Genomic DNA, 24,746 nt, shown 5'->3' with positions numbered 1-24,746 from the left:
CCCGGCGCGCTCTGACGCCGGGCGTCCTCGGCGGCCCGGGGCTTGGCATCGGATCAGTGCAGGATGCGCTGGTACAGCAGGTGGTCCTGCCAGGACCCGGCGATGCGGAGGTAGGACGGCGCCGTCCCGATGAGCGTGAAGCCTGCCCGGTGCAGGACGGCCGTCGATGCTGCGTTGTGCGGCAGGACGGACGCCTGCACGCGGTGCAAGCCCAGCTCGTCCCGGGCATGCCGCAGTGCTTCCTGCAGGGCGGCCGAGCAGACGCCCCGACCCTGCATCCGTCCGGCCACCCAGTAGCCCACATGGGCGCTGAGGAACGGGCCGCGGACGATCCCGGAGAGGGTCATCGTGCCGACGATCCGCTCCTCCTCCGCCAGGACCCACGGCATGTCGGTGCCCACCGCCAGACCCCCGAGACGCCGGGCGATCTGTTCCGCCTGGCCGGCCTCGGTGAAGAAACCGTCCTCCCGCAGGGGGTCCCACGGCGCGAGGTACTCCCGGTTGTCCCGGTACGCCTGTGCGAGCACGGCTGCATCCGCCGTCCTCAGTGGGCGCAGGGTCACGCCGGATGGCAAGGTGGGCGAAGGCACCCGTCGACTGTAGCCCGGGGCGTCCGGCTGCGCGTCCAGACCGGTGCGGGTCGACGGAAGTCCCCGGACTCTGCCGTTCCAGGAGCGGCGCGGGTGGGTGCTCGACGGCACCGGCAAGGGCGATGCGCGGGTCACCCCACCCCTGCGCCAACTCCGGGTGCTCTCGTCCACGTTCGCCTGATGGGGATCCGAGCCCCTTCCCGCCGCTTCCCCCCGCTGTCACACTGTCTCCATGGCCGGAGCCCCCGACTCCCGTATCGACGACTACATCGCCGCGTTGCCGGTCTGGCAGCAGGAGATCTGCCGCATCGTCCGCCGCGTGGTGCACGAGGCCGATCCGGACGTCGAGGAGACGATCAAGCGCACCCGCCAGCCCTACTTCGTGCTCCACGGGAACGTGTGCGCTCTCCTCGCCACCAGGGACCACGTCAACGTCTTCCTCTACGACGGCGGCCTGACGCCCGATCCGCACGGCATCATCACGGGTGGCCACGGTAATGCGACCGGACGGACGATCGCCGTGTACGAGGACCGGCCGGTGGACGAGGATGCGCTCCGCGAGATCTTCCGGGCTGTCATTGCGGACAACCGGGCCGGCGGTTGGCGCAGCATCACCAAGCATGCCGACCCCAGCGGGTGAGCCCGCTCCAGGACTTCCGGGCCGCCCCACACCACTGGTTGACGTGTTCACGACGCTGGACCACGGCCCTGCCCTGCCCTGAGAGACACCACGTGAGTTCGCTGCATGAACTTCCGGAACCCCGTGCAGCAACCGTCGGAACGGGCTCGCTGGTGGAGCTTCGGTGTCCGGGTCAGCGGTCGGAGGCTGGTCCTGCCGGCGCAGGCAGCTGGTCCCACAGCGCCCGCGCCGGCAGGGTGCTTCTATGCCGCGCTGGTGGCGTCCTGGACTTCGCCGACGAGTTCTTCGAGGATGTCCTCGAGGAAGAGCATGCCGGTGGTGTTTCCTTCGGCGTCGAACACGCGGGCGATGTGGGCGCCGGTGCGGCGCATGGTCGCCAGGGCGTCCTCGAGGTCGCTGCTGCGGTATGCGGATGCAAGTCTGCGGACCCTCTTGGCCGGCACCGGCGCAGTGAACGACTCCGCATTGGAGAGATCGGTGACGTCCTTCAGGTGCAGGTATCCGGTCGGTTCCCCGTCGCGGGTGAGAATGTATCGGGAGTACCCGTGGTCGCTGACCGTTTGCTGGATCAATGCCGGGCTGGCGGTCTCCGGCAGGTGCACGATGTCCTGGATGGGGACCTCGACGTCGGCCACGGTCTTGGAGGTGAACTCGAACGCGTTGGTCAGGGTGCCACTTCCGTCCGCGAGGAGGCCTTCCCTGGTGGACTGCTCGACGATGGTCGCGACCTCGTCGAGGGTGAAGGCGCTGGTCGCCTCGTCCTTCGGCTCGACCTTGAACAGGCACAGGATGCCGTTGGCGATCCCGTTCAACGTCCAGATGACCGGCCTGACGACCTTGGACACGAACACCAGGGGCGGCGCCAGGATCAGGGCGGCCTTCGTGGGCACTGAGAACGAGATGTTCTTGGGGACCATCTCGCCCAGGACCACGTGCAGGAACGTGACCAGCAGCAGGGCGATGACGAACGCGATCACGCCGATCGCTTCGGGCGGGATGGGCGTCAGGGCCAGCGGGTACTCGAGCAGGTGATGGATCGCCGGCTCGGAGACGTTGAGGATGACCAGCGAGCAGACGGTGATGCCGAGCTGGCTGGTGGCCAGCATCAGGGTGGCGTGTTCCATCGCCCACAGGGTGGTCTTCGCAGCCTTGCTGCCTTCCTCGGCGCGCGGCTCGATCTGGGAGCGGCGCGCGGAGATGACCGCGAACTCGGCGCCGACGAAGAACGCGTTGACGGCCAGGAGCACGACCAGCCAGATCAGTCCGGGCAGGTACTCACTCATGGGTCAGTTCCTTCGTCAGCTCGTCGATGGTGCGGTCGTGGCGGCTCTGCGCGTCCTGCGGATAGTCGGAGGGATCCGTCGGTGTGAAGCGGATGCGCTCCACGTGGGCTCCGAGGACCCGCTCGACGCGCAGCACGCCGTCGCTGAGGGACACTTCGTCGCCGAGTTCGGGGATCCTGTCGAGTTCGTCGGTCATGTATCCGGCGAGGGTGTCGTAGTCCTCGCCCTCGGGCACGTCGATACCGGTGCGTTCCCTGAGTTCATCGGGGCGCAGCGACGCGTCGAAGGTGAGCGACTTGCCGGTCCGGACGACGCCGACGTGGGCGCGGTCGTGTTCGTCCTCGAGTTCCCCGACGATCTCCTCGATGAGGTCCTCGAGGGTGACGATGCCGGCGGTGCCGCCGTGCTCGTCGGTGACGATGGCGACCTGCAGTCCCTGCCCGCGCAGCAGACCCAGCAGGGTGTCGACGCTCATCGATTCGGGGACGCGCAGGGGTTCGACCATCAGCTTCCCGGCCGTGGTGATGCTCCGTGCATCCAAGGGGACGGCGAAGGCCTGCTTGAGGTGGATGACGCCACGGATATCGTCGTTGTCCTCACCGATCACGGGGAAGCGGGAGTACCCGGTGGTCACTGCCGTGGCGACGATCTCGGCCGCGGTGTCGGTGGTCCGAACAGAGGTCATCCGCACCCGGGGAGTCATGACGTCGTCGGCCGTGTGGTCGGAGAACAGCAGTGTACGGTGCAGCAGCTCGGCGTGGTCCTGGTCCAGGGAGCCTTCAAGGGCTGACCGTCGGACCAGGGAGCTGAGCTCCTCTGCGCTGCGGGCACCGGACAGTTCTTCCTTCGGCTCGATGCCGAAGGAGCGGATGATCTTGTTCGCCGTGTTGTTGAACAGCAGGATCACGGGCTTCAGGACCGTGGTGAACAGGGTCTGGAACGGGACGACGAACTTCGCGGTCTGCCGGGGAAGGGCCAGGGCGAAGTTCTTCGGGACCAGTTCGCCGATGACCATGGAGAACACGGTGGCGAGGAAGATGCCCACCACGGCGCCGATCCCCGGCACGAGTCCCTCCGGGACGCCGGCACCGAGCAGTGGTTCGCGGAGCAGGGAGCTGATAGCCGGCTCGAACGTGTAACCGGTGAGCAGGGTCGTCAGGGTGATCCCCAGCTGCGCACTCGACAGGTGCGTCGAGGTGATCTTCAGGGCCTTGATGGTGGGCTTGAGGCCCTTCTCGCCGCGCTCATCGCGGGCTTCGAGCTCGCGGCGGTCCAGATTCACCAGGGCGAACTCCGAGGCCACGAACATACCGGTACCGACCGTGAGGATCAGGCCGACGCCGATCATGACTAACTCGTACACGGTGTCGCCCCCCATCCTCGATCGGCCGGTAGAGCGGCGTTCAGGCGGGTGAGGGGCGCGGGTCTATGCGTCGGAGGGTCATCCATAATGCCGTCCAGTCTAGTGGGGCAAGATGAGAAGACGGTGAGGGCGGGCACGGTGAACGAGGCTCACAGGTGTGGTAGTGCCTCATCGTCGAAGCTCGGCTGATACTCGGTCGTGCTGGGTGGTGCGGAGGCGTGCGCGGCGAAGCGCACACGGTCGCCGGCTGGGTCACCGTCCTGGATTGCCTGCGATGCAGGCTCGATCCAGTGTGCATTGGGTGTCTCCTGAGCAGCACCAGGTGGTGCGCCCCGGAGGGGTCGTGGATCAGAAGCAGGATTCGGGAAAGACCACGAGGTCTGGACATACTGGGTCGATGAAACCTCTGTTGATCGTCGTCGCTCTTGTCGCCCTCGTCCTGCTCGTTATCGGCATTGCCGTCGAGACTCTGAAGTTCCTGCTGTATGTGGGGCTCGTCGTCCTTGTCGTATCGGCAGCCCTGCTTGTTCTTCAGCGCGTGCGTTCACGAGTGCACGGCTAGGAAGAAACCCGTACGGGGTCCCGAATGGTGGTCAAGCGGTTCAGCAAGAAACATCAGAAACGGTTCATCGTGACGAAAAACGAGAATCACAGCGAGCCCAGCCCGACCAGTCCTGGCGCAGACGGACCCCCTGTCATCGCCCTCACAAGCGCCGATGACCGACGTTCTGTTAGGTCGAGCCGGCGCTGGATCTAGGCAGTTGAAGCCCTGAATGCGAAGGCGGCGATATCCCCATACGGATGTACAGGGATATCGCCCCATGCGTCATGTAGAGCTGCGGTACAGCTGTTGTGCTGCCCCTTGGGCTGGTGCTACTTGCGTGCCTTGGTGATCACGACGGTTTGCTTTGTCGTCTCGGTCGTGCCCTTGCTGTTGGTTAGCTCTCCTGTATACACGTACTTGCCCGGGGCCCGGTCGGTGATCTCCACGGTCGCGTTCTGCGGCTGTGGGGTATTCCAGGTGAGCTTCTGGGTGTGGACCAGTTCACCGTTTTCGTACAGGTTGAAAGTGCTGCCGTTCTCGCCATCTTTCAGATTCAGGTTCACGGCGTAGTTGCCGTCGTGGGGCCCCTTGTCCTTGCCGTGGTCGATGGAGAGCTTGCCCTTGCCGGGGGCCGTGGTGGCTTTGTCTTCACCTTTCGGCGGCACGCCTCCATGCCACATGGCTGGGGTGAGGGGTGTGACGGTCAGGCTTTCGAGCGTTGCGGACCCTCCTTGGGAGAAAAGGCCTATTTGGTTGGCGCCGGCTTTCGGGAACACCTGGTCGGTGATGGTGGTCAGGCCCTCATTGGCGAAGACCTCGACGGATGCCCTATCGACGTAGATACGCATGGCGACACGTCCGTCTTTCAACGGCACGGGTGCGTCATCGATGGAGGAGAACGCTGGGTGGAAGTCTTCGTTGCCGGAGTTGGTCCTGTCGACGAAGAGCCTGTTGGTTCCCGCGTCGTAGCCGATCTTCGTGGCTTCGGTGCCATCGCCGAGGACGCTGAGGCCGAAGGACTCGGCGTCGCCAGGGGAGAAGACGGCATCGAGTTGTACGACCTCACCTGTCACCGGGAGGGCCTCAATGCCCTCTGCAATCTCTTGCGGGCCCGTGCTGTAGGCGGCGTCGTCTTCGCGCAGGATGTCGATCTGGTCGACGACCTTCTGCACGAGGCGGGGCCCGTCTGCGGTTTCGGTGAGGCTGACTTCTCGGGGCAGTGCCATTGAGCTGCGCCAGGTGCTGGTGGGGATGTCGTTGGCGTAGTCCCAGTTGCTCATCCAACCGAGCATGATCCTCTTGTTGTCGGGAATGTTGCTGAACGAGACGGCGGCGTAGTAGTCCTTGCCCCAGTCGAGCCAGTCATAGTTCTCGAGGCGGGATGTCGCTGGGGTGTCGGAGAACATGAACTCGTCGGCGAGGATATGGCCCCAGCCGCCGCGGTTGTTGTCGACGACGGTGATGCTGGCTTCGCGACCTTCGAATTCGCTGACATTCCAGTTGGTCCAGTCGAGGGTCTCGCTGTTGTTGCCGGTGGAGGTTCGGACCACCTGCCCGTCGACGACGAGGTTGACGGAGGTTTCGCTGCTGCGGGGCTGAGCGGGCTCGTCGCCGAGCACGACGTGGTCGAGGGTGAGGTGGCCCCATCCGCCGGTGGCATTGTCGACGATTCTCAGGGTTGCTTGCTTCCCCTGGTGTTCGTTGACGTCCCAGCTCGCCCAGTTGAGATCTCCGGCGTTCTTGCCGGTAGCTGACTCGACGACTTGTCCGTCGATGACCAGCTCAGCCTGGAGGGTTCCATCGGTACGCCGGCCGGCGCCGATGAGGAAGCTGAGGTGGGATTTGTCGATGGTGAATTCGGGGGAGGTGAGGGTGCCGGTGTTGTTGTCACCGTTGGGTCCGGCTTCGAAGGTGTTGATTCTGCCGGTGTCGATTGCGTACTCGCCACCTGAGGTGGATGGGTTACGGGCGGCTTCGAAGTCCCCGGTGATGGTCCATCCCTGGTCCGTGAGGCTCCCCTGCGGGTACTCGAAGCCGTTGAAGAGCAATGAGCCGGCGGGTGGGGTGTTGCCCAGTTGTCCGCCTTCGACGCGCGGGTGCTTACCGCCGCCGACGAGGAAGTTGATGTAGTCCTGGCTGCCGACGGTGAAGGTGGGGGACTGCAGTGATCCGACGGGCCAGTCACCGTCATTGAAGCCGTTGATCAGTCCGGCTCCGCTGTATCCGGTAACGGGAAGCTGCCCGGGCAAGCTGCCCGAAGCTGGGGTCGCCGCCCACGGGCCGTCCTTCCAGTTGCCGGGTTCATTGTTGACGGTCCAGCCGTTGTACGTTCCATCGTTGAAGCCGGCGAACGTGGTTCCGTCCGGGATGGAGTCGACGGGCTCGGTGGTGTCGGAGGTGAAGGTGGTTCCGTCGAAGTCTCCGACGAAGTACTGGCCGCCGCTGCCGCCAGCTACGGCGCCTGGGTTGAGGTTGACGACCATCACCCATTTGACGTTGTTCGGGTCTCCGTCGACGGCGATCGGGAAGAGGTCCGGGCACTCCCAGATGCCGGCCGTGGAGTTCGCGGGTCCGAAGTCGCTGAGGTGCGTCCAGTCCTTGAGGTTGTCGCTCTTGTAGAGGACAACCCTATGGTCGGTGGCTTCGACCGTGGTCATCACCCAGTACGAACCTGCCGGCCCGTCATAGCGGAAGACCTTTGGGTCCCTGAAGTTGGCCGAGTTCCGGTCGAGGACCGGGTTCCCCTCGTACTTGGTCCAGCTCTGGCCTTCGTCCGTGCTGTAGGCGAGGGACTGAGCCTGCTTGCCGGCGTGGGTCGGGTGCGCACCGGTGTAGGCGCTGGTGTAGACGGCGACCAGTGGGGGGGTTTCTGCCGTGCCGAAGCCCGACGAGTTGGTCTCGTCGACCACGATCGACCCCGAGAAGATGTCCTCGATCGCTACGCTCTCTGCATTGACGGTTTGAGCGATGGCCAGGGGCTGTTCTTCCCATTGAAGAAGATCGGTGGAGGTCGCGTGTCCCCAGCTCATGTTGCCCCACGTCGTACCGAAGGGGTTGTGCTGGAAGAACAGGTGGTACTTGCCCTGGTAGTACACCATCCCATTGGGATCATTCATCCAGTTCTTCTCGGGGGTGAAGTGAATGAACGGCCGATATTGCTGCGTTGCGGGATGGACGGATGCTTCTTCGGCCAATGCGGGGCCGCTGGCAGCGAGGAGCGAGGCCGCCAACGCGGTGATCACTCCCGCTGTGAGTGTGCGGCTGCGGATTCCGGACTTCATAATCTGGTACGCCCTTCATTGCGCGTGTCATGATTTCTGACAACGTTGTCAATTGGTGAGTGTGATGCTACGCACTGTCCGCTGGACAATTCAAGGAGGTGCGTTTCCGGGTTCTGAAGGGCCAGGAAGTGCAGAGATCTGTCGTGCAGGAACCTATTCGCTCCGCATTGCGAGTTGCGAAGGGTGCTGCAGCAGGGCACCGTGCGCACGGCAGGTAGCGGCGGCGACGAGCATGGCTTCGGCAAGGGAATGGGTGATGACCGTTTCGGTTGCGGGCATTCCGTCCCGGGTGAGCGTTGAGAGGATTGATGACAGGGTCGCGTCCCCTGCGCCCATGGTGTCGACGATGGGGCCGGGAAGCTCGGCTATCGGCTGGTGGACCTCCGGCTGGAGAGCGCGCAGTAGCGATGCTCCTCGAGGGCCCGCCGTGGCCAGGATGGTGGACGCTCCTGCCCGATGGAGACGCTGGCCGAAGGTGTGCAGGTCCTCATCGGCGAGGAGTTGGGCGTCATCATCGCCGACTTTGGTCAGGAGGCTTCGGGCAGCAAGGGTCGTGAAGTTGGCAAGGAAACGCTCTTTGTCGACGAGCATCCCTGATCGGGGGTTCGGGTCGATGACGAGGCGCTGTTCCGGGTTCTCGATCAGGGCGGTCAGGGCATCGACTTCTGCCTGGTTGTCGAAGGGGAAGCAGCTCACCGCGACCAGCGTCGCTTGTGCGACGGCTGCCCGGTGGTGGTTCTGATACACCAGGGTCCGGTGTTGGGCGGCCTGATTGAAGACGTATCGGGGTTCACCGTGCGTGCGGTCGGAGACGGCGCGGGCGGTGCCGTAGGGTGCGGGTGTTGCCAGGAGTTCTACGTCGTGATGGCTCAGGAAGTCCTTGATGCGCCTGCCGTCGGCGTCATCACCGACCATGGCGATGAGCGTCGCGGGGGTGCCGAGCAAAGTCAGCCCCACTGCGACGTTCAGAGCTGCGCCGCCGGGAAAGGATTGTGATCCGGTCGGCTCACGCAGTTCATCGATGAGGGCGTCGCCGATGACGACGACGCTACGGGGGCTTTGGGGTGTCATGGGATTCCTCTTGTTGAGCTCAGCGCTGAGCGAGGGGTATTTCGCCGCTGCCACGGATGATGAGCGTGGTCGGGACGATGCAGGTACGAGGTGGTGCCAGTTCTCCGTCCAGCCTGCCGATGAGGCGTCGAGCCGCAGTGTGCCCGATGTCCTCCGGGTTCTGGGCCACAACGGTGACTCCTGGGTCGAGGAGGTCGGCGAGCTGGAAGTCGTCGAACCCGACGAGTGCGGTTGTCCGGTGTGCCCCGCGGGTACGCAGCGCCCTGATAGCCCCGATCGTCACCAGGTTCTGGCTGGTGAACACTGCTGTCGGTGGTGTGGGGGAGTCAAGCAGTGTGAGCATCGCCTGCGCGGCGGAGTGTTCGTCGTGGAGATTCTCCATGACGGGTATGTCTCCGGTTGGGATGCCCGCTCGACCAAGGGCATCGAAGAAGCCGAGGCGCCGCTGGGCTGCCGTGTAGATGTCACTGCGGTCTCCCAGGTAAGCAATGCGTCGGTGACCGTGCTCGAGCAGGTGGTTGGTCGCCGTGATGGCGCCTTCGCGGTTGTCGCTCACGACGCAGTCGCCGGTGATGCCCGCCGGCTCCCGGTCGACGAAAACAATCGGAGTTCCATGGCGCATCTCAGACGCCAGATACGACTGATCGCGGGAGATCGTCGTGAGGATCAAGCCATCGACGCGCCGCCGTAGGAAGGCAGCCACTGAAGCCTGTTCCCGCTCGGCGTCATCATCCAGGCTGGAGGCGAAGACGGCGATACCTCGCTCGAGGGCCAGGTCCTCGATAGCGCGGTGCATCGCTCCGGCGAAGGGGTTGTCCACGCTGCTGACGAGCAGGCCCAGTGTCCGGGTGCGTCCGTCTGCGCGTCGCAGATTCCCTGCCTGTTCGTCCGGGTGATAATTCAGCGACCGTGCCGCTTCCATTACCTTCGCGATGGTCGCGGCCGAAACATTTGGTTCCTGATTGATCACGCGGGAAACAGTTTTGATTCCCACTCCCGCCAGCGCCGCCACATGGCGCATAGTGGGCCGCGTCCGCGGAGACTGCTGGGAATTGACCCCTGACATCGATGTCACGTTTGAATCTCCATCATTCCTGAAGGTTGACTGTGAGCCAGATCATAGTCTATACCTGACATGACATCGTTGTCAGGGAGGATGACTCCCGCCACCTAAGGAGATTCAAGGATGAATCGCACGCCATCCCGTCCATCCCACTCGTTCCGTCGGCGCATGACGACGGCGGGTTCGATCGTTACGCTTTCGCTTCTGGCTCTCACGGCCTGCGGAGGAGGAGACTCGTCCTCCACCTCCGGCGATGCCGCTGCGTCCGGTTCGGCAGAGGGACCGATCGGCGTCTCGTTGATCGTCAAGACCACGACCAATCCCTTCTTCGTCGCCATGCAGGAAGGTGCACAAACCGCGGCCGAAGCCGAGGGCGTGGAACTGACTCTCGCGGCGGGCGAAGAGGACGGTGACGAGGACACCCAGATCCAGGCCATCGAGAACGCCATCTCCAAGGGCGACGCCGGCATCCTCATCACCCCCAATGGTCCGGCTGTCGAAGACGCGCTCATCCGGGCACGCGATGCTGGCCTGTTCGTGATTGCCCTGGACACCCCGCCGACGAACCCGGACGCGGCGGACATCACCTTCGCCACCGACAACTTCGTCGCGGGCCAGGAGATCGGGAAATGGGCCGCCGCCAAGCTCGACGGCGAGAAGGCCACGATCGCCCTGATCGATCTCTTCGACGACAAGATCGTCTCCGTCGATTACAACCGCGACCAGGGATTCCTGGACGGCATGGGCATCGACACCGCGGACGCCGAGAAGAACGGGGACGAGGAGAAGACCGGTTCCTACAGTGGAGGCGACTACGAAATCGTCGGTAACGAAGCCTCCCAGGGCGCCGAAGACGGCGGCCGCACGGCGGCAGAGACCCTGCTGAGCGCCAACCCCGACATCAACGTCGTCTACACCATCAACGAACCGGCCGCATACGGCGCGTACGAGGCATTCAAAGCCGCGGGCAAGGAGGACGTCATCGTCGTCTCGGTCGATGGTGGCTGCGCGGGCGTGGGGCAGGTCGACGAGGGCATCATCGATGCCACGAGCCAGCAGTACCCGGTCAAGATGGCCGAGCTCGGGGTGCAGGCGATCGCCCAGCTGGTCGAGACCGGTGAGGCGCCCGAGCCGACGGACGGCAAGGACTTCTTCGACACTGGCGTGGCCCTGGTCACCAATGAGTCCCAGGACGGCCTCGAGTCCATCGACGCCGCTGCTGCCAGCGACATCTGCTGGGGATAAAGCACCCCTCGATATAGGCGGTCTGCGGGTCGATATCCTCCCCGCGGGCCGCCTATCAGCGACGACCAACGGAGTTCTTCCATGAACCAGACAGTACAAGCGGCGCCCTCATCGGGCGGCCACGACCTCGCCAGCGAATTCCTGGACCGCACCACCCCGCTCACACGAGTGCGGAACACGCTGCACCGCTACCCGGCGCTCAGCCCCGCCATCGTGCTGATCATCGCCATCATCGTGTTCGGCCTGCTCAACGAACGCTTTCTCGCCCCAGCCAACCTGTCACTGATCACCCAGCAGGTCGCGGTGGTCGGCACCCTCGCGATCGCGCAGACCCTCATCATCCTGACCGCCGGCATCGACCTCTCCGTGGGAGCGGTCATGGTCCTGACCTCGATGGTGATTGCCCAGACCAGCTCGCAGAACGGCGTTCCAGGGTTCATCGCGCTGCTCCTCGGGTTGGTCGTCGGCCTCGCTGCCGGCGCGTTCAATGCCTTCCTGGTCACCAAGTTCCGGCTGCCGCCCTTCATCGTGACCCTCGGCACCCTGAACATCTTCGTCGCGCTGACCCTGCTGTACTCGTCCGGCGCCACCGTCCGCGGAGCCGAAATGCCCGGCGTGCTGACCGCCACCGGCACGACTGTCAGCTTCGCGGGCGTGAACATCACCTACGGCGTCGTCCTCATGCTCCTGCTCTACATCGCCGTCGCACTCATCCTCGGCAAGACAGCGTGGGGACGGCACGTCTACGCCGTCGGCGACGACAAGGAAGCCGCACGCCTTGCCGGTATCCGCGTCAACCGCGTCCTCGTCAGCGTCTACCTCGCCGCAGGCGCCATCCTCGCCATCGGCGCCTGGATCCAGATCGGTCGCAGCAACGCAGCATCGCCCAACGCCGGCGCCGATCTGAACCTCGACTCCATCACCGCGGTCGTCATCGGCGGAACCAGCCTCTTCGGTGGCCGCGGCACCGTTTGGGGAACTCTTCTTGGCGCCCTGATCGTCGGAGTATTCCGCAACGGGCTCTCCCTCGCCGGCCTCGACGTTCTCTGGCAGACCTTCGCCGTGGGCGTCCTCATCATCATCGCTGTCTCCGTGGACCAGTGGATCCGAAAGGTACGCAAATGAGCGACGCAGCAAGCGCAACCCTTCCCTCACCACCCGATGATCCCGCCCGTCAGCCCATTCTCGAGGCCCGTGATCTCGTGAAGACCTTCGGTAAAGTCGTGGGCCTCGATGGGGTGTCCCTCGCGCTCTACCCGGGAGAGGTGCTGGCGATCATCGGGGACAACGGGGCCGGAAAATCGACGCTCATCAAGTGCCTCACGGGCGCCGAAGTGCCGGATCAGGGCGAGATTTTCCTCGAAGGCCAGCGAGTCTCCTTCAAGCGTCCCCAGGACGCCCGGCAGGCCGGGATCGAGACCGTCTACCAGAATCTCGCTGTCTCACCGGCCCTGGATGTCGCCGCCAACCTCTTCCTCGGGCGTGAAGAACGCCGCAAGGGCATCCTCGGCTCGGTGTTCCGGGTCGTGGACACCAAGGGCATGCGGCAGAAGGCGCGAGCCGAACTCGCCGAGCTCGGAATCAGCACCCTCCAGGACGTCACCGTACCCGTGGAGAACCTGTCCGGCGGCCAGCGGCAGGCCGTCGCGGTCGCCCGAGCCGCGGCCTTCGGATCGAAGGTGGTCGTCCTCGACGAACCCACGGCAGCGCTCGGAGTCCGCGAATCGAAGCAGGTCCTCGAACTGGTCAAGAACCTTCGAGCCAAGGGCATCCCGGTCATCCTCATCAGCCACAACATGCCGCACGTCTTCGAAGTCGCCGACCGGATCCACATCCAGCGCCTCGGCAAATGCGCCACGACGATCACCCCGCAAAGTCATTCCATGACTGAGGCCGTCGCCATCATGACAGGAGCCCAGACAGCATGACCGCTCAAGCATCTGGCGCCGTCGCGCTCTTCGCGGAATTCACTGCGCAGGACGGCAAAGCGGACGAAGTCCAAGCTCTCCTCCTCGACCTCACGGGCAAGGTACGAGCCGAACCGGGCAACATCGTCTTCGACCCCCACCGCCGCAGGGAGTCGCCGAACGATTTCTTCGTCTACGAGATCTATCGCGACGAGCAGGCCTTCCAGGCGCACATCACCGCCGACTACGGACGAGAGTTCAACGAAGCCCTCACCGAACTCATCGTCGGTGATGGCTCTCGGCTGACGTGGCTCTCGCCCCTGGCATAGGTGGTCGAGGAAGCAGCGAGGTCCGGACCCCGACCGCTGACAATCGGGCCGGCGGTTGGCGCAGCATCACCAAGCATGCAAACCTAAGCGGATGAGCGCGCTCCAGGACATCCCGACCACCGCCGGCCCGCTTTCGGCCTACGTCGCGCGACCCGACGGACCGGTGCGGGGCGGCCTCGTCCTCATCCACGAGGTGTGGGGGCTCGTCTCCCACACCCGGGATGTGGCGGACCGATTCGCCCGCGAAGGCTACTTCGTCGTCGCCCCCGATCTCCTCGCCGATCAGGGCATCACCGAGGAGACCACCGCCGGGATCGCTGAGGCCCTCTTCGGACCGGACGAGGCGGCGCGCAACGAGGCTCAGCCGAAGCTCCGTGCGCTTCTCGCACCGCTCCGGAGTCCCCAGTTCGGGGCGCTCACCACGGAGCGCGTCCGGGCCTGCTTCACCGTCCTGCACGACGACGCCGCGGTGGCCGGACGCGTGGGCATCACCGGTTTCTGCTTCGGCGGGACCTACAGCTTCTCGCTCGCCGTCCACGAGCCGCGCCTGCTCGCCTGCGTGCCGTTCTACGGCCATGCCGACTTCTCGCGCGAGGAGCTGTCCCGCATCACGGCACCCGTCCTCGCCTTCTACGGGGAGGAGGACGAGGGCCTGATCGCCGGCCTGCCTGCGCTCGAGACCGCGATGTCCGAGGCGGGCGTCGACTTCACCGCCGTCAGGTATCCGGGGGCGGGCCACGCGTTCTTCAACGACTCCAACCGCTTCGCCTACCGCGCAGGACCGGCCCGGGACGCATGGGCCCGGACCCTGGACTTCCTCGCCCGCTACGTTGCCTGATCCGGGCCGTCCCCCTCGGGGTGAGACGCCACCGCACCTCCAACCCGGATACCTCGGGCTGGTGTTCCTCGGAGGCATGGGCGGGACCCTCGCGCGGTTCTGGCTGTCCGAGGTCCTGCCGACTCCGTCGGGTCTCCCGTTCGGCATCTTCCTGATCAACAGCTCAGGGGCATTCGCCCTGGGCCTGCTCCTCGAAGCCCTGGCACGGCGGGGCCCCGACGTCGACCGGCGTCGGGCGCTGCGGCTCCTGGTCGGCACCGGCTTCCTCGGCGGTTTCACCACCTACAGTGCGCTCGCCGTCGACTCCGCCCTCCTCCTGGGCGCCGGCCGGGCTGCGGAGGGCCTGGGCTACCTCGCGCTGTCCGTGGTCGTAGGACTCGGGGCGACGGCGCTCGGGATCGGCGTGGGACGACTGGTCCACCGTCGATCGCCGAAGCTCCCGGGGGGACCATCATGAGCCTCGCCATGGCACTCGCGCTCGGCGCCGCGGGCGGGCTGGGCGCGGTAGCACGGTTCGTGCTCGACGGCGTCATCCGGGGTCCCCTCCGGGGAGTGGTCCCCATCGGCACCATGACGGTCAATATCACCGGCTCCTTCCTGCTCGGTCTCGTGACCGCGCTGGGCCTGACCTCGGTCCTCCCGTCCGAGTGGACGCTGATCTGCGGCGTGGGCTTCCTCGGCGGCTACACCACCTTCAGCACGGCGAGCAGCGAGACGGTGCGCCTGCTCCAGGCGGAGCGTGTCGGCGCCGCTGTGCTCTCGGGTGCGGGCACGGCGCTGGCGGCGCTGGCTGCGGCCGCGTTGGGATTGTGGGTGGGGTCCCTCGGGGCCGGGCTGGGCGGGAGCTGACGTCATCTGCCCGGCGGGCGGGGGTTGAAATCGGCTGGCGGGGCCGAAACCGCCGGGCCGGAACGCCAGGCGGGGCTGAAACCGGCTGGCCGGGTCGGAACCGCCGGGCCGGAACCGACGGGCCGGAATGCGGGGCCGGAACCGCCGGGCAAGGGTCGGTGCCGCCGGCAGGTAGGACCTGAGAGGCCGGCGCCAGGATGGCGCAGTGGCTGCGGCGTTCGCCCACGTCATCCGGCCCCTGTGTCGATCCTGTCGGAGACAGTTGGCTGGTGGGACGGGATGCACTCAGGTGCAGCAGTGAGTTCGCTGCGAACCGCACGTCCTGCCTGCCAGTACAGATTCCGTCGCGGGTTGCCGGTCCGTCGTCGATGAGCCGGCGGAGTGAACCACGGGATGCCACCCCGGGATTCGACTGTCCACGAGTCCTCATGGAGGACGTGGTGGTGACGCGAGCACAGCAACACCCCGTTGTCGATGCTGGTCGCGCCACCCTGCGACCACGGTGTCAGGTGGTGTGCCTCGCACCAGCTGGCCGGAATGAAGCAGTCAGGGAAGGCACAGCCCTTGTCCCGGGCAACGAGCGCTCGCCGGAGGTGCGGAGGGAAAAGGCGTTGCGCACGTCCCAGGTCGAGCACCTGCCCGTCGCCGCCCAGGACCAACGGCACGATGTCCGCATCACACGCCAGCCTCCTGACGTTCCGCGCACTGACCTGTCCGGAGAAGACGGCATCGCCGGCCCGCTCGGTCTCTCCCACCAGGTCCTGGTAGTCGATGGTTACCATCACCTGCGGACGATGCCCACCCGTTGCGGGCAGGCCACCGGTCGACAGGGCGATCCTGCAGGCCGAGACCAGGCCGTCGAGGAGTCGCTGCGCCCGGGTCGAACCGCCGTGGTCGACCGGCGGCTCCTGCGACGTGGGTGCTGCACGGTCTGTCATCTCCGGTGCTGCGCCGTCGACCGGATGTCCGGCATGCCCCGAGGATCCCCGCGGGTTGGCGGCAGCGTTCATGACGGTTGCGAGCTGTTCGAACTGCTCGTCCGTGGCGCCGATCTCCAGAACGTGCAATCCATGGCGCCGTCCCTTGAGGAAGACGCCCTGACGCGCCCGAAGCACCTTCTCCGTCGGTTCCTGTCCGTCCTGGTCGAGGACTGATTCCCAGCGGCGTGCCAGGACGCGGAGGATGTCCTCGTCGGACTCGACCGCCTGCCGGGTGAGGTGCTGCTCCATCGACACGAGCTGATCCGGCGTCGCGAAGGACTGCACCCGCTCGATCGCCTGCGCCACGATGGTAGCCGCACGCCCGCTGATGGTGAGGGAGCCCACGGCTTCGCCCAGCGCCTCCAGCGGGGGAGGCAGCGGGTTCCCGGTGAGTGACAGGCTCGGCAGCACGACCGCAGCCAGATGCAGACGACGTCTTGCCTCGCTACGGCTGATGCCCAGCGTCTCCCGAAGGAAATCCGCGCAGTTCCTGAAGCCATGACCGGTATCGGTGGACGAAACGGATGAGCTGGACGAGTTGGACGACGTGGCCCCAGGATCTCCCGCGACTGATGCCGCGTCTGCGGGAGGGGACTCGCCCGGGCTGCCGCCCTGTTCCGAGGCAAGGCCATGGTGATCGGCCACTCGGGCAGCGAGGATCTGCAGGTGATCGACGACCTTCGACACCTGCTCCACATCGATGACGAACTGGAGGGCGTCCTGCCGTGACAGGAGATGGTGGTACTGGGCGAGGCCGAGTGCACAGTCGCTGAGGACGGTACGGGCCTCCTCCAGGGAGGAATCAGGCCGGGAGAGGTGCTTCATCCGTGTCACGGTCATGACTCGATATTATCGAACACGTATTCTAATAATCGAGGCGGGAGTGCCATTGTGGAGGGGTAGTGGAGCCCCGAGTTCCACCGGACTCCGCCTGGTGCACACAGGGATATGAGCGTGATGGCTGCGTGACGCGGCATGTCGATCGTCACCTGCGGATCCCCCTGCCCGAGCACGGCGAGCTCACCGCGGTGGAACACCTGGTCGGGGCCGGGCACCGCGTGGAGCAGTCGCGCCCGTGCAAGGCCGGATCGATGGTACGACGACGCAGTGCGCCTGCCGGTGCTGTCCCGACCGGAACGACGGGCGGTCGCCCTGCCCACTACGCTGGACGGGTGCCCCAGGAAACCTTCGACCTCCGCGCGATCGCCGTCGGCGCCTACGGCCCGTCGCTGCTGTACGGGGTCGCCACCGGCGCCATCCTGCCGGTCATCGCGCTGACCGCGCGCGACCTCGGCGCGGACGTGGCGACGGCGGCCCTGGTCATCACGCTCTCGGGCATCGGCTCCCTCGTCACCAACGTCCCGGCGACGCTGATCGCCACGCGATTCGGCGAACGGAAGGCCCTCGTGGGAGCGGCGCTCTGGTGCGCGGCCGCCATGTTCCTCGCGCTCGCGGCCCCCACCCTGCCCGTCTTCGCCGCCGCCGTCTTCATGGTGGGGATGGCGGGTGCGGTGTTCGGACTCGCCCGGCAGAGCTACCTCACCGAGGCCGTGCCCGTGCACTTCCGCGCCCGGGCGCTGTCCACGCTCGGGGGCGTCACACGCATCGGGGTCTTCGCGGGGCCGTTCGCGGCGGCCCTCGCCATGAGCGCTGTCGGGCTCGACGGCGCGTACTGGGTGGGTGGGGTGGCGAGCCTCGCCGCGGCGGCCCTGAGCTGGCGTGTCCCCGAGCTCGACGCCCCGGGGCGGGTCGCGATGACGGCCCGGACGCCGATCGAGGCCGCACTCGCCCCACCGACGGTGCGCTCCCTGATACGCAGTCACGCCCGGATCTTCCTCACCGTCGGCATCGGAGTCCTGCTGATCGCGGCGGTACGCGCCACGCGGCAGGCGGTCCTGCCGCTGTGGGCCGAGAACATCGGCCTGGACGCGTCCGCCACGGCCCTGATCTACGGTCTGTCGGGTGCGATCGACATGCTGATCTTCTACCCGTCCGGCAAGGTCATGGACGTCCGGGGCCGCCGCTGGATCGCGGTCCCGTGCATGCTCATCATGGGCGTGGCCCTCACGCTGCTGCCCCTCACCGGGGATGCGGCGGGCCTGCTCCTGGTGGCCCTGCTCATCGGGTTCGGCAACGGCATCGGCTCGGGCATCGTCATGACGCTCGGGGCGGACTTCTCGCCGTCGCCCGGCCGTCCGCAGTTCCTGGGCATCTGGCGCCTGTTCACGGATGTCGGGACCATGGCCGGCCCCGGACTGCTCGCCCTGGTGACCGCCCTCGCCACCCTGTCGGCCGGCATCTGGGCGACGGCCGTCCTCGGTTTCCTCGGGGCCGGGGTCCTCTGGTACTGGATCCCGCGGGCAGCACCGGGATCGGCCGAACCGGCGCGGTCCCGGGGCTGAGGTGCGGGCCGTGCGGCGTCGTCGTCGATGGGTCCCGTTCCTGCCGCACCCGCGGGTCCTCCCGGTGGACGGGGGTGTTGAGTGGACATCCCCGAACATGCCCACCCGATGAAGCCGTCGACCGGGCATGGAGAGTCTTCCCGGCGTCAGCGCCGTGTCCTCCGGGCGATCGCCCGCACCACCACGGCCGTCCCCGCCGCCGCGGCCACCCACGGTCCGGCGACGACGACCGGGTCCAGCCAGAGATGGTTCACATCCACCCGCCCCCTGCCGATGCGCGAGGCGATGCCATGCCGGCGCCCCTCCGCGAGGACGCCCGTCTCGGTGACCGGATCGTCGGGGCGCAGTGACGCGAGGGACCTCAGGTGCGCGCCCCAGGCATCCACGCGGTCGCCGGCCATGAGGATCAGCCAGTGCGCGGCCCGGCCCTCGCCGTACCGGTATGCGTAGCGCCGGATGCTGCCCGAGACGCCGTGCAGCGGTGCGCTCGTCCCGAAGACCGGAGTCAGCTGCCCGTGCTCGATCGACCGTTCCCGGCCCTCACGCTCCTGCTGCTCCTCGGGGTAGTCCCAGTGGGCTCCGGTGCCGGCCGGATCGAACACCTCGCGGGGGTAGGAGGGCCGGTCCTTCGGATCGAGGTCCACGCCCCAGCCCGGGATCCTCGCCCGGAGGGCCGCGGGGCTCGGGATGTCCTTCGGCTTGTTCGCGACGTAGGGGGTGGGGGGTGTGGGGGCGCTCATGGTGCTCTCCTAGCTGGGGTTCGCGATGATGAGGGGCTTGATGCACCCGTCGAGCTTCGCCGAGAACATGTGATACCCCTCGGCGATGTGCTCCAGGGGGATCCGGTGGGTGACGATGTCGCTGGGTTTGAGGTAGCCGTTCCGGATGTGCTCGAACAGGCGGGGCCACTGCCGCTTCACCGGTGTCTGGTTCATGCGCAGCGTCAGGCCCTTGTTGAGCGCGTCCCCGAACTTCACTGCGCTGAAGATCGGCCCGTACGCCCCGACGACGGCCACCGTGCCTCCCTTGCGCACGGAGTCGATGGCCCAGTTCAGGGCCACGGGGGAGCCGCCCTGCAGCTTGAGCTTGGTCCCCGTCACCTGCTGGAGGAAGCTGCCGCCCGCTTCCGCCCCGACCGCATCGATCACGACGTCGGCCCCGAGGTAGTCGGTGGTCTTCTTCATCTCCACGATGATGTCGTCGTACTCCGCGAAGTTGAACGTCTCCGCCTGCGCGAAGACGCGGGCCTTCTCCAGGCGGTACTCGAGGTGGTCGATGACGATGACCCTTCCGGCGCCCATGAGCCAGGCCGACTTGGCGGCGAACAGTCCGACGGGCCCGGCGCCGAACACCACCACGGTGTCCCCTTCGCCGATGCCGCCGAGCTGCGCCCCGAAGTACCCGGTGGCCAGGGCGTCGGTGAGCAGCACCGCGTCCTCGCTGTCCATCCAGTCGGGGATGATCGTGGGCCCGACATCGGCGAAGGGCACCCGCACGAACTCGGCCTGGCCGCCGTCGTACCCGCCGCACGTGTGCGAGTAGCCGTAGATGCCGCCCACGGCCGTCGCGTTCGGATTCACGTTGTGGCAGTTCGAATAGAGGCCGCGGGCGCAGAAGTAGCAGGACCCGCAGTAGACGTTGAAGGGGACCATCACGCGGTCCCCGCGCGTCAGGTGCTGGACCGAGGGCCCCACCTCCTCCACGACGCCGATGAACTCGTGCCCGAACGTGGTGCCCACGCGGGTGTCCGGCATGAGCCCGTGGTACAGGTGCAGGTCGGAGCCGCAGATCGCAGCCGTGGTCACCCGGACGATGGCGTCGTTCGGGTGCTCGATCGTGGGCATCGGCTTCTCCTCGACCCGGATCCTGTACGGGCCGCGGTACGCCATGGCTTTCATCGATCATCTCCCTCGTCGCTGGTCCGGCCAGCGTTGCACCACCGCCCCGGCGCGGCAATGTCCCGCGGACCCCCCGAAAGGACGTGCGCGGCCGTGCCGGAGGTGTTAAGGGATGCGGGACGGGGCGGCCACGCGGGCCTGGGCGGAGAAGAGCCACCCCGCGGCGGCTGCAAGGGCGAAGCCGGCACCGATGATCCAGGTGAGCCCCCACCAGAAGAACAGCGGGATGTTCGCGGTGCCGGGCTCAGGGGCAGGCCCGATGGCCAGGACGGAGAGGTAGAGCACCATGGACAGCGCAAGCCCGCCGATCCCCAGCACCCAGCAGACCACCAGCCAACCGCGTGAGGACGCCCAGTGCGCTCCGTAACCGTGCCAGTTGTTCCAGTGGTCGCCGGTCCGCATGATGATCAGGCCGCCGATGAGCGTCCACGTCCCGACGGCGAGGAGCGCGGCGACGACGTCCGCCGGGCGGTGCCAGAGGTTGATGAACGTGGCTGCGCCCGCGAGGACCGAGTAGGCGCCGCCGGCAGCCGCTGCGAACGGCCGCCAGCGCGGCGTCACGATGATGAAGACGGCGGCCGCCGCCGACGCCGCGAGCGTTGTATGCCCTGAGGGTAATGAATTGAAGGCCAGTGTCGCCACGCCCCGGTCCGGGCGGTCGAACACGATGTTCTTGAGCAGCTGCGTGGTCAGGTTCGCGGCGAGGATGACGCCGACGGCGGTCACCGCGGCCGCGATCCGCCGGCGCACCACGGCGACGAACAGGATGGCGGCGGCCGCGAGGACCACCGAGACGAGCGGCAGGGTGTCGAGGAACCGCAGGAAGGGGAGCTGGGTGTCGGGCGCGGCGACGTCGGCCTCCCGCCAGGCGGACTCGTCCGCGAACTGGCCCCTGGTGGTCCTGACGAAGGCCCAGTAGGTCCAGCCGAGCGCCGACGCGCAGAAGACGGCGGCCAGCACGAACAACAGCGGCGATCGTGCTGCCCGCGCCGATCCGGAAGAGGTTCGCTGGGACGTCATCCCGTCCATCGTTCCATACGATCCGCCCGGCCCCGTCACCGCCCCGTGACCTCCGCGGGGGCCGACGCGGGGGCCGACGGCTCCCGTAGCCTGAGGGCGTGCACACCTCGGACCCGCCCCCGCCGGACACCCTCCCCCTGCCGACCCTCGACGAGGTGGCGGCCACAGCGCGGATCGTCTCGGTGCCCATGCGCGTGAAGTTCCGCGGCGTCCTCGTCCGGGAGGCCCTGCTGGTCCGTGGGCCGGCCGGGTGGGGTGAGTTCTGCCCGTTCCTGGAGTACGACGACGCCGAATCCGCTCCATGGCTCGCGGGCGCCCTCGAAGCGGCGTGGCACGGCTTCCCGGAGCCGGTGCGGTCCGCCGTCCCGGTGAACGCGACGGTGCCGGCCGTCGGTGCGGCCCACGTCGAGGGGGTGCTGGCCCGGTTCGGGACCGTGAGCGCGGTCAAGGTGAAGGTGGCCGAGCGGGGGCAGTCGCTCGCGGACGACGTGGCGCGGGTCACCGAGGTGCGCCGCCTCCTCCCCGACGCCGGCATCAAGATCGACGCCAACGGCGGGTGGACGGTGGACGAGGCCCTCGACGCCCTCGACGCCCTCGGCCGGTTCGGTCTGCAGTACGTGGAGCAGCCGGTGGCGGACATTCCCGGGCTCCGCGCGGTCAGGCTCGAACTGCGCCGCCGGGGGGAGGGGGTCCTCGTCGCGGCGGACGAGAGCGTGCGGCGCCAGGAGGATCCCCTGCGGGTGGCACGCGAGGACGCGGCCGACGTCCTCGTCATCAAGGCTCCGCCGCTCGGCGGTGTGCGGAGGGCCCTCGACATCATCGGCCGCGCCGGGCTCCCCGCCGTCGTCAGCTCCGCCCTCGACACCTCCGTGGGCATCCGCGCCGGCGTGGCCCTCGCCGCCGCGCTCCCGGCACTGCCGTACGCGTGCGGCCTCGCGACGGTCTCGCTCATGGGCGGTGACGTCGTCGAGGACTCCCTCGTCCCCGAGCACGGGTACCTCCCGGTGCGGGACGTCGAGGTCTCCCAGGAGCGGCTGGAACGCTACGCGGCCGGCGAGGAGCGGCGGAGCTGGTGGCTGGATCGCCTGGCGCGGTGCTACGGGGTGCTCGCCGCGGCAGAGCCCCGCTGATGCGTGTTCCGGTCCCGTTCACCGGGGGTTCACCGACGGGCACCGCGGATGTTCAGGTGCCCTCGACAGGGTGAGGACGAACACTGTTCATCCTGTCGAGAGGTACCTCCATGACTGACACCGCGCGCCGCCTGCTGCCCATGCTCGGCCACACCAAGGGAAAACGCAGCGCCGTCACATGCGCCCTGAAGTGTGACAATGCCTGTGCCGACGCCGTCTGCAACACGTCGGGCAACAACTACTTCCGGGACATCGTCTCGCGTGAGTTCTCACGCCGCAGCGCCCTCGGCACGGGAGCGGCGGGTGCCCTGACGCTCCTTGTCGGTTCCCAGACCGGGGCCGGATCCGCCGTCGCGGCGCCCGGTGGGCCCGGGGCGTCGAACGCACTGGCCTTCAACGCCATCGCACCCGTGGACGCGCTCGTGGACGACATGACCGTGCCGCAGGGCTACGGCTGGAAGCCCGTCATCCGGTGGGGCGATCCGATCTTCCACACGTCGCCGGCCTTCGACGCGAACCAGCAGACCGCCGCCGCGCAGGCGCTGCAGTTCGGCTACAACTGCGACTACACCGACGTCATCGAGATCGAGGGCAGCAAGGGCCGCCGTGCGGTGCTGTTCGCCAACCACGAGTACACGAACGAGAACATCATGGTGCCCCCGACGATGCCCGCGGCGGAGGTCCGGGGCATCGGCAAGGCGGCCCATGGGTTGTCCGTGGTCGAACTCGAGCGCAAGAACCGGAACAAGCCGTGGTCCTACGTCCAGGGCGCCCCGCTCAACCGCCGCTATCTGACCACCACCGCCTACGAGGTGACCGGCCCTGCCGCCGGGTCGGACCTGCTGAAGACCAAGGACGACCCGGCCGGCCGCAGTATCCTCGGCACGCTCGGCAACTGCGCGGGGGGAACCACCCCGTGGGGCACGATCCTCTCCGGCGAGGAGAACTTCAACGGCTACTTCGTGGCCGCCGGCACCAGCGACGGCGACCGCCGCTACGGCATCACCAGCAAGCCGACGGCACGCGGCTGGGAGATCGACGAGCCCCGCTTCGACACCCGCAATGCGGGCTACGAGAACGAGAAGCACCGTTTCGGGTACATCGTGGAAGTCGATCCGTTCGATCCCACATCGACGCCGCGGAAGCACTCCGCGCTGGGACGCTTCAAGCACGAGGGAGCGAACGTGACCGTCGCCGCCGACGGCCGCGTGGTGGCCTACATGGGCGACGACGAGCGCTTCGACTACCTGTACAAGTTCGTGTCCACGAAGAAGGTCCAGCCGGGCAGCAGCCCCGCGGCGCGCAAGGCCAACATGACCCTGCTGAGCGAGGGCTCGCTGTACGTGGCCCGCTTCCAGGGCAACTCCGTCGCCGAGATCAACGGCACGGGCACGCTCCCGTCCGACGGCGCGTTCGACGGCGTGGGCGAGTGGCTGCCGCTGCTCGTCGACAACGAGTCCGTGGTCGCGGGCATGAGCGCGGCCGAGGTCGCCGTCTTCACGCGGATCGCGGCGGACAAGATGGGCGCCACCAAGATGGACCGGTGCGAGGACGTCGAGCCGAACCCGCGCACCGGGAAGGTCTACGTGGCGTGCACCAACAACACGAACCGCGGCGTCGGCACCAACGCCGTCGCCGACGAGGCCAACCCCCGCACCGCGAACCGCGACGGGCACGTCGTCGAACTCACGGAGGCCGGCGGCAACGCGACCGGGACGCGCTTCACCTGGAACCTGCTGCTCGTCTGCGGCGATCCGGCCCGCAACCCCTCCACCTACTTCGCCGGCTACCCGACGGACAAGGTCTCCCCGATCTCCTGCCCCGACAACGTGGCCTTCGACTCGGCGGGCAACCTGTGGATCTCGACGGACGGCCAGCCGAGCACGGTGGGCTTCGCCGACGGCCTGTTCAAGGTGGGGCTCGAGGGTGCCGAGCGTGGCCGCGTGCAGCAGTTCCTCGCCGTGCCCCGCGACGCCGAGACGTGCGGCCCGATCATCCACGACCAGGACGGCAGCGTCTTCGTGGCGGTGCAGCACCCGGGTGAGGACGGCGACTGGGCGGCGCAGTCCTCGCTGTTCCCCGACTACGTGCCGCTGGGCGGCACCCCGCGCAAGGGCGACGCCGCGCTGCCACGCCCGTCGGTCGTCCAGGTCTACAAGGCGTCCGAGGGTCGCCGCGACGAGGACCACTCGGGCCGCGGGCGTGGGCGGCAGCCCGGCAAGCCGCGACCCAAGGGCAACCCGAACGAGGTCCGCGGCGGCCGCGACGGCAAGTAGCGGCCGACACCCGGTAGCATGACGCGCCCCCACCCCC

At 67.5% G+C, this 24,746-nt stretch carries 22 protein-coding genes; 12 read left to right on the top strand and 10 right to left on the bottom strand.

Translation table 11 applies throughout. From position 1 onward, the window contains the following. Nucleotides 1–53: 53 nt before the first annotated feature. Nucleotides 54–563, bottom strand: coding sequence for a GNAT family N-acetyltransferase (locus MWM45_RS14495; RefSeq protein WP_247827045.1), 510 nt, complete (start codon nucleotides 561–563; stop codon nucleotides 54–56). Between the two features lie 259 nt (nucleotides 564–822). Here MWM45_RS14495 and MWM45_RS14490 point away from each other — a divergent pair, with 259 nt between their 5' ends. After that, entirely contained in the window at nucleotides 823–1,230 is a 408-nt protein-coding gene (locus MWM45_RS14490; RefSeq protein ID WP_247827044.1) for a DUF1801 domain-containing protein, read from the top strand. 242 nt (nucleotides 1,231–1,472) lie between these two features. Here the strand turns inward: MWM45_RS14490 and MWM45_RS14485 are convergent, their stop codons facing one another. Then, nucleotides 1,473–2,513, bottom strand: coding sequence for a hemolysin family protein (locus MWM45_RS14485; protein WP_247827043.1), 1,041 nt, complete (start codon nucleotides 2,511–2,513; stop codon nucleotides 1,473–1,475). Continuing rightward, nucleotides 2,506–3,876 carry a hemolysin family protein gene (locus MWM45_RS14480; protein ID WP_247827042.1) on the bottom strand — a complete coding sequence of 457 codons (1,371 nt, stop codon included), beginning with the start codon at nucleotides 3,874–3,876 and terminating at the stop codon, nucleotides 2,506–2,508. The genes MWM45_RS14485 and MWM45_RS14480 overlap by 8 nt, the downstream gene beginning before the upstream one ends. 397 nt (nucleotides 3,877–4,273) lie before the next feature. On the opposite strand from MWM45_RS14480, the gene MWM45_RS14475 reads away from it, so the two are divergent. Beyond that, the gene (locus MWM45_RS14475; RefSeq protein ID WP_247827041.1) at nucleotides 4,274–4,438 is read left to right on the top strand and encodes a hypothetical protein; all 165 of its coding nucleotides are present in this window, start codon (nucleotides 4,274–4,276) and stop codon (nucleotides 4,436–4,438) included. Between the two features lie 311 nt (nucleotides 4,439–4,749). Here the strand turns inward: MWM45_RS14475 and MWM45_RS14470 are convergent, their stop codons facing one another. From MWM45_RS14470 to MWM45_RS14460, 3 genes are all read right to left on the bottom strand, one after another. Further along, on the bottom strand, nucleotides 4,750–7,701 hold the full coding sequence (locus tag MWM45_RS14470) for a GH32 C-terminal domain-containing protein (RefSeq protein WP_269076557.1): 2,952 nt from the start codon (nucleotides 7,699–7,701) through the stop codon (nucleotides 4,750–4,752). Nucleotides 7,702–7,854: 153 nt separating this feature from the next. After that, complete coding sequence (locus MWM45_RS14465) at nucleotides 7,855–8,772, bottom strand: PfkB family carbohydrate kinase (protein WP_247827040.1); 918 nt, start codon at nucleotides 8,770–8,772, stop codon at nucleotides 7,855–7,857. 19 nt (nucleotides 8,773–8,791) lie between these two features. Then, the gene (locus tag MWM45_RS14460) at nucleotides 8,792–9,793 is read right to left on the bottom strand and encodes a LacI family DNA-binding transcriptional regulator (RefSeq protein ID WP_247827039.1); all 1,002 of its coding nucleotides are present in this window, start codon (nucleotides 9,791–9,793) and stop codon (nucleotides 8,792–8,794) included. A gap of 210 nt (nucleotides 9,794–10,003) precedes the next feature. Between MWM45_RS14460 and MWM45_RS14455 the strand changes: the two genes are divergently transcribed. The 7 genes from MWM45_RS14455 to crcB all read left to right on the top strand — a co-directional run bounded on the left by MWM45_RS14455 (nucleotide 10,004) and on the right by crcB (nucleotide 15,003). Then, the gene (locus MWM45_RS14455) at nucleotides 10,004–11,080 is read left to right on the top strand and encodes a substrate-binding domain-containing protein (RefSeq protein WP_247829247.1); all 1,077 of its coding nucleotides are present in this window, start codon (nucleotides 10,004–10,006) and stop codon (nucleotides 11,078–11,080) included. Between the two features lie 81 nt (nucleotides 11,081–11,161). After that, complete coding sequence (locus tag MWM45_RS14450; RefSeq protein ID WP_247827038.1) at nucleotides 11,162–12,205, top strand: ABC transporter permease; 1,044 nt, start codon at nucleotides 11,162–11,164, stop codon at nucleotides 12,203–12,205. Next, entirely contained in the window at nucleotides 12,202–13,008 is an 807-nt protein-coding gene (locus tag MWM45_RS14445) for an ATP-binding cassette domain-containing protein (RefSeq protein WP_247827037.1), read from the top strand. The genes MWM45_RS14450 and MWM45_RS14445 overlap by 4 nt, the downstream gene beginning before the upstream one ends. Next, nucleotides 13,005–13,316, top strand: a complete 312-nt coding sequence (locus MWM45_RS14440) for a putative quinol monooxygenase (RefSeq protein ID WP_247827036.1) — start codon at nucleotides 13,005–13,007, stop codon at nucleotides 13,314–13,316. The genes MWM45_RS14445 and MWM45_RS14440 overlap by 4 nt, the downstream gene beginning before the upstream one ends. Nucleotides 13,317–13,407: 91 nt before the next feature. Beyond that, entirely contained in the window at nucleotides 13,408–14,154 is a 747-nt protein-coding gene (locus MWM45_RS14435; protein WP_247827035.1) for a dienelactone hydrolase family protein, read from the top strand. 61 nt (nucleotides 14,155–14,215) lie between these two features. After that, nucleotides 14,216–14,611 (top strand): fluoride efflux transporter FluC, encoded by a 396-nt coding sequence (locus tag MWM45_RS14430; protein WP_336296670.1) that lies wholly within the window; start codon nucleotides 14,216–14,218, stop codon nucleotides 14,609–14,611. Next, nucleotides 14,608–15,003 carry a fluoride efflux transporter CrcB gene (gene crcB, locus MWM45_RS14425; protein WP_247827034.1) on the top strand — a complete coding sequence of 132 codons (396 nt, stop codon included), beginning with the start codon at nucleotides 14,608–14,610 and terminating at the stop codon, nucleotides 15,001–15,003. Before MWM45_RS14430 ends, crcB begins: the two co-directional genes overlap by 4 nt. Before the next feature lie 227 nt (nucleotides 15,004–15,230). Here the strand turns inward: crcB and MWM45_RS14420 are convergent, their stop codons facing one another. Beyond that, nucleotides 15,231–16,823, bottom strand: coding sequence for an HNH endonuclease signature motif containing protein (locus tag MWM45_RS14420; protein WP_247827033.1), 1,593 nt, complete (start codon nucleotides 16,821–16,823; stop codon nucleotides 15,231–15,233). Between the two features lie 332 nt (nucleotides 16,824–17,155). Between MWM45_RS14420 and MWM45_RS14415 the strand changes: the two genes are divergently transcribed. After that, complete coding sequence (locus MWM45_RS14415; RefSeq protein WP_247827032.1) at nucleotides 17,156–18,385, top strand: MFS transporter; 1,230 nt, start codon at nucleotides 17,156–17,158, stop codon at nucleotides 18,383–18,385. A 146-nt stretch (nucleotides 18,386–18,531) separates the two neighbouring features. On the opposite strand, the gene MWM45_RS14410 is transcribed toward MWM45_RS14415, so the two are convergent. The 3 genes from MWM45_RS14410 to MWM45_RS14400 all read right to left on the bottom strand — a co-directional run bounded on the left by MWM45_RS14410 (nucleotide 18,532) and on the right by MWM45_RS14400 (nucleotide 21,303). After that, the gene (locus tag MWM45_RS14410; protein WP_247827031.1) at nucleotides 18,532–19,125 is read right to left on the bottom strand and encodes a hypothetical protein; all 594 of its coding nucleotides are present in this window, start codon (nucleotides 19,123–19,125) and stop codon (nucleotides 18,532–18,534) included. Between the two features lie 9 nt (nucleotides 19,126–19,134). Then, nucleotides 19,135–20,283, bottom strand: coding sequence for a zinc-dependent alcohol dehydrogenase (locus tag MWM45_RS14405; RefSeq protein WP_247827030.1), 1,149 nt, complete (start codon nucleotides 20,281–20,283; stop codon nucleotides 19,135–19,137). Nucleotides 20,284–20,388: 105 nt separating this feature from the next. Continuing rightward, entirely contained in the window at nucleotides 20,389–21,303 is a 915-nt protein-coding gene (locus tag MWM45_RS14400; RefSeq protein WP_247827029.1) for a phosphatase PAP2 family protein, read from the bottom strand. A gap of 98 nt (nucleotides 21,304–21,401) precedes the next feature. Between MWM45_RS14400 and MWM45_RS14395 the strand changes: the two genes are divergently transcribed. Then, nucleotides 21,402–22,433, top strand: coding sequence for an o-succinylbenzoate synthase (locus MWM45_RS14395; protein WP_269076555.1), 1,032 nt, complete (start codon nucleotides 21,402–21,404; stop codon nucleotides 22,431–22,433). 110 nt (nucleotides 22,434–22,543) lie between these two features. Next, complete coding sequence (locus MWM45_RS14390; protein WP_247827028.1) at nucleotides 22,544–24,709, top strand: PhoX family protein; 2,166 nt, start codon at nucleotides 22,544–22,546, stop codon at nucleotides 24,707–24,709. The last annotated feature ends 37 nt before the right edge of the window (nucleotides 24,710–24,746 follow it).

The sequence above is a fragment of the Arthrobacter antioxidans genome (assembly GCF_023100725.1).
Classification (GTDB): Bacteria; Actinomycetota; Actinomycetes; order Actinomycetales; family Micrococcaceae; genus Arthrobacter_D; species Arthrobacter_D antioxidans.
The sequence above is the reverse complement of the archived record's forward strand: the minus strand, read 5'-3'. Positions and strand labels throughout refer to the sequence as shown.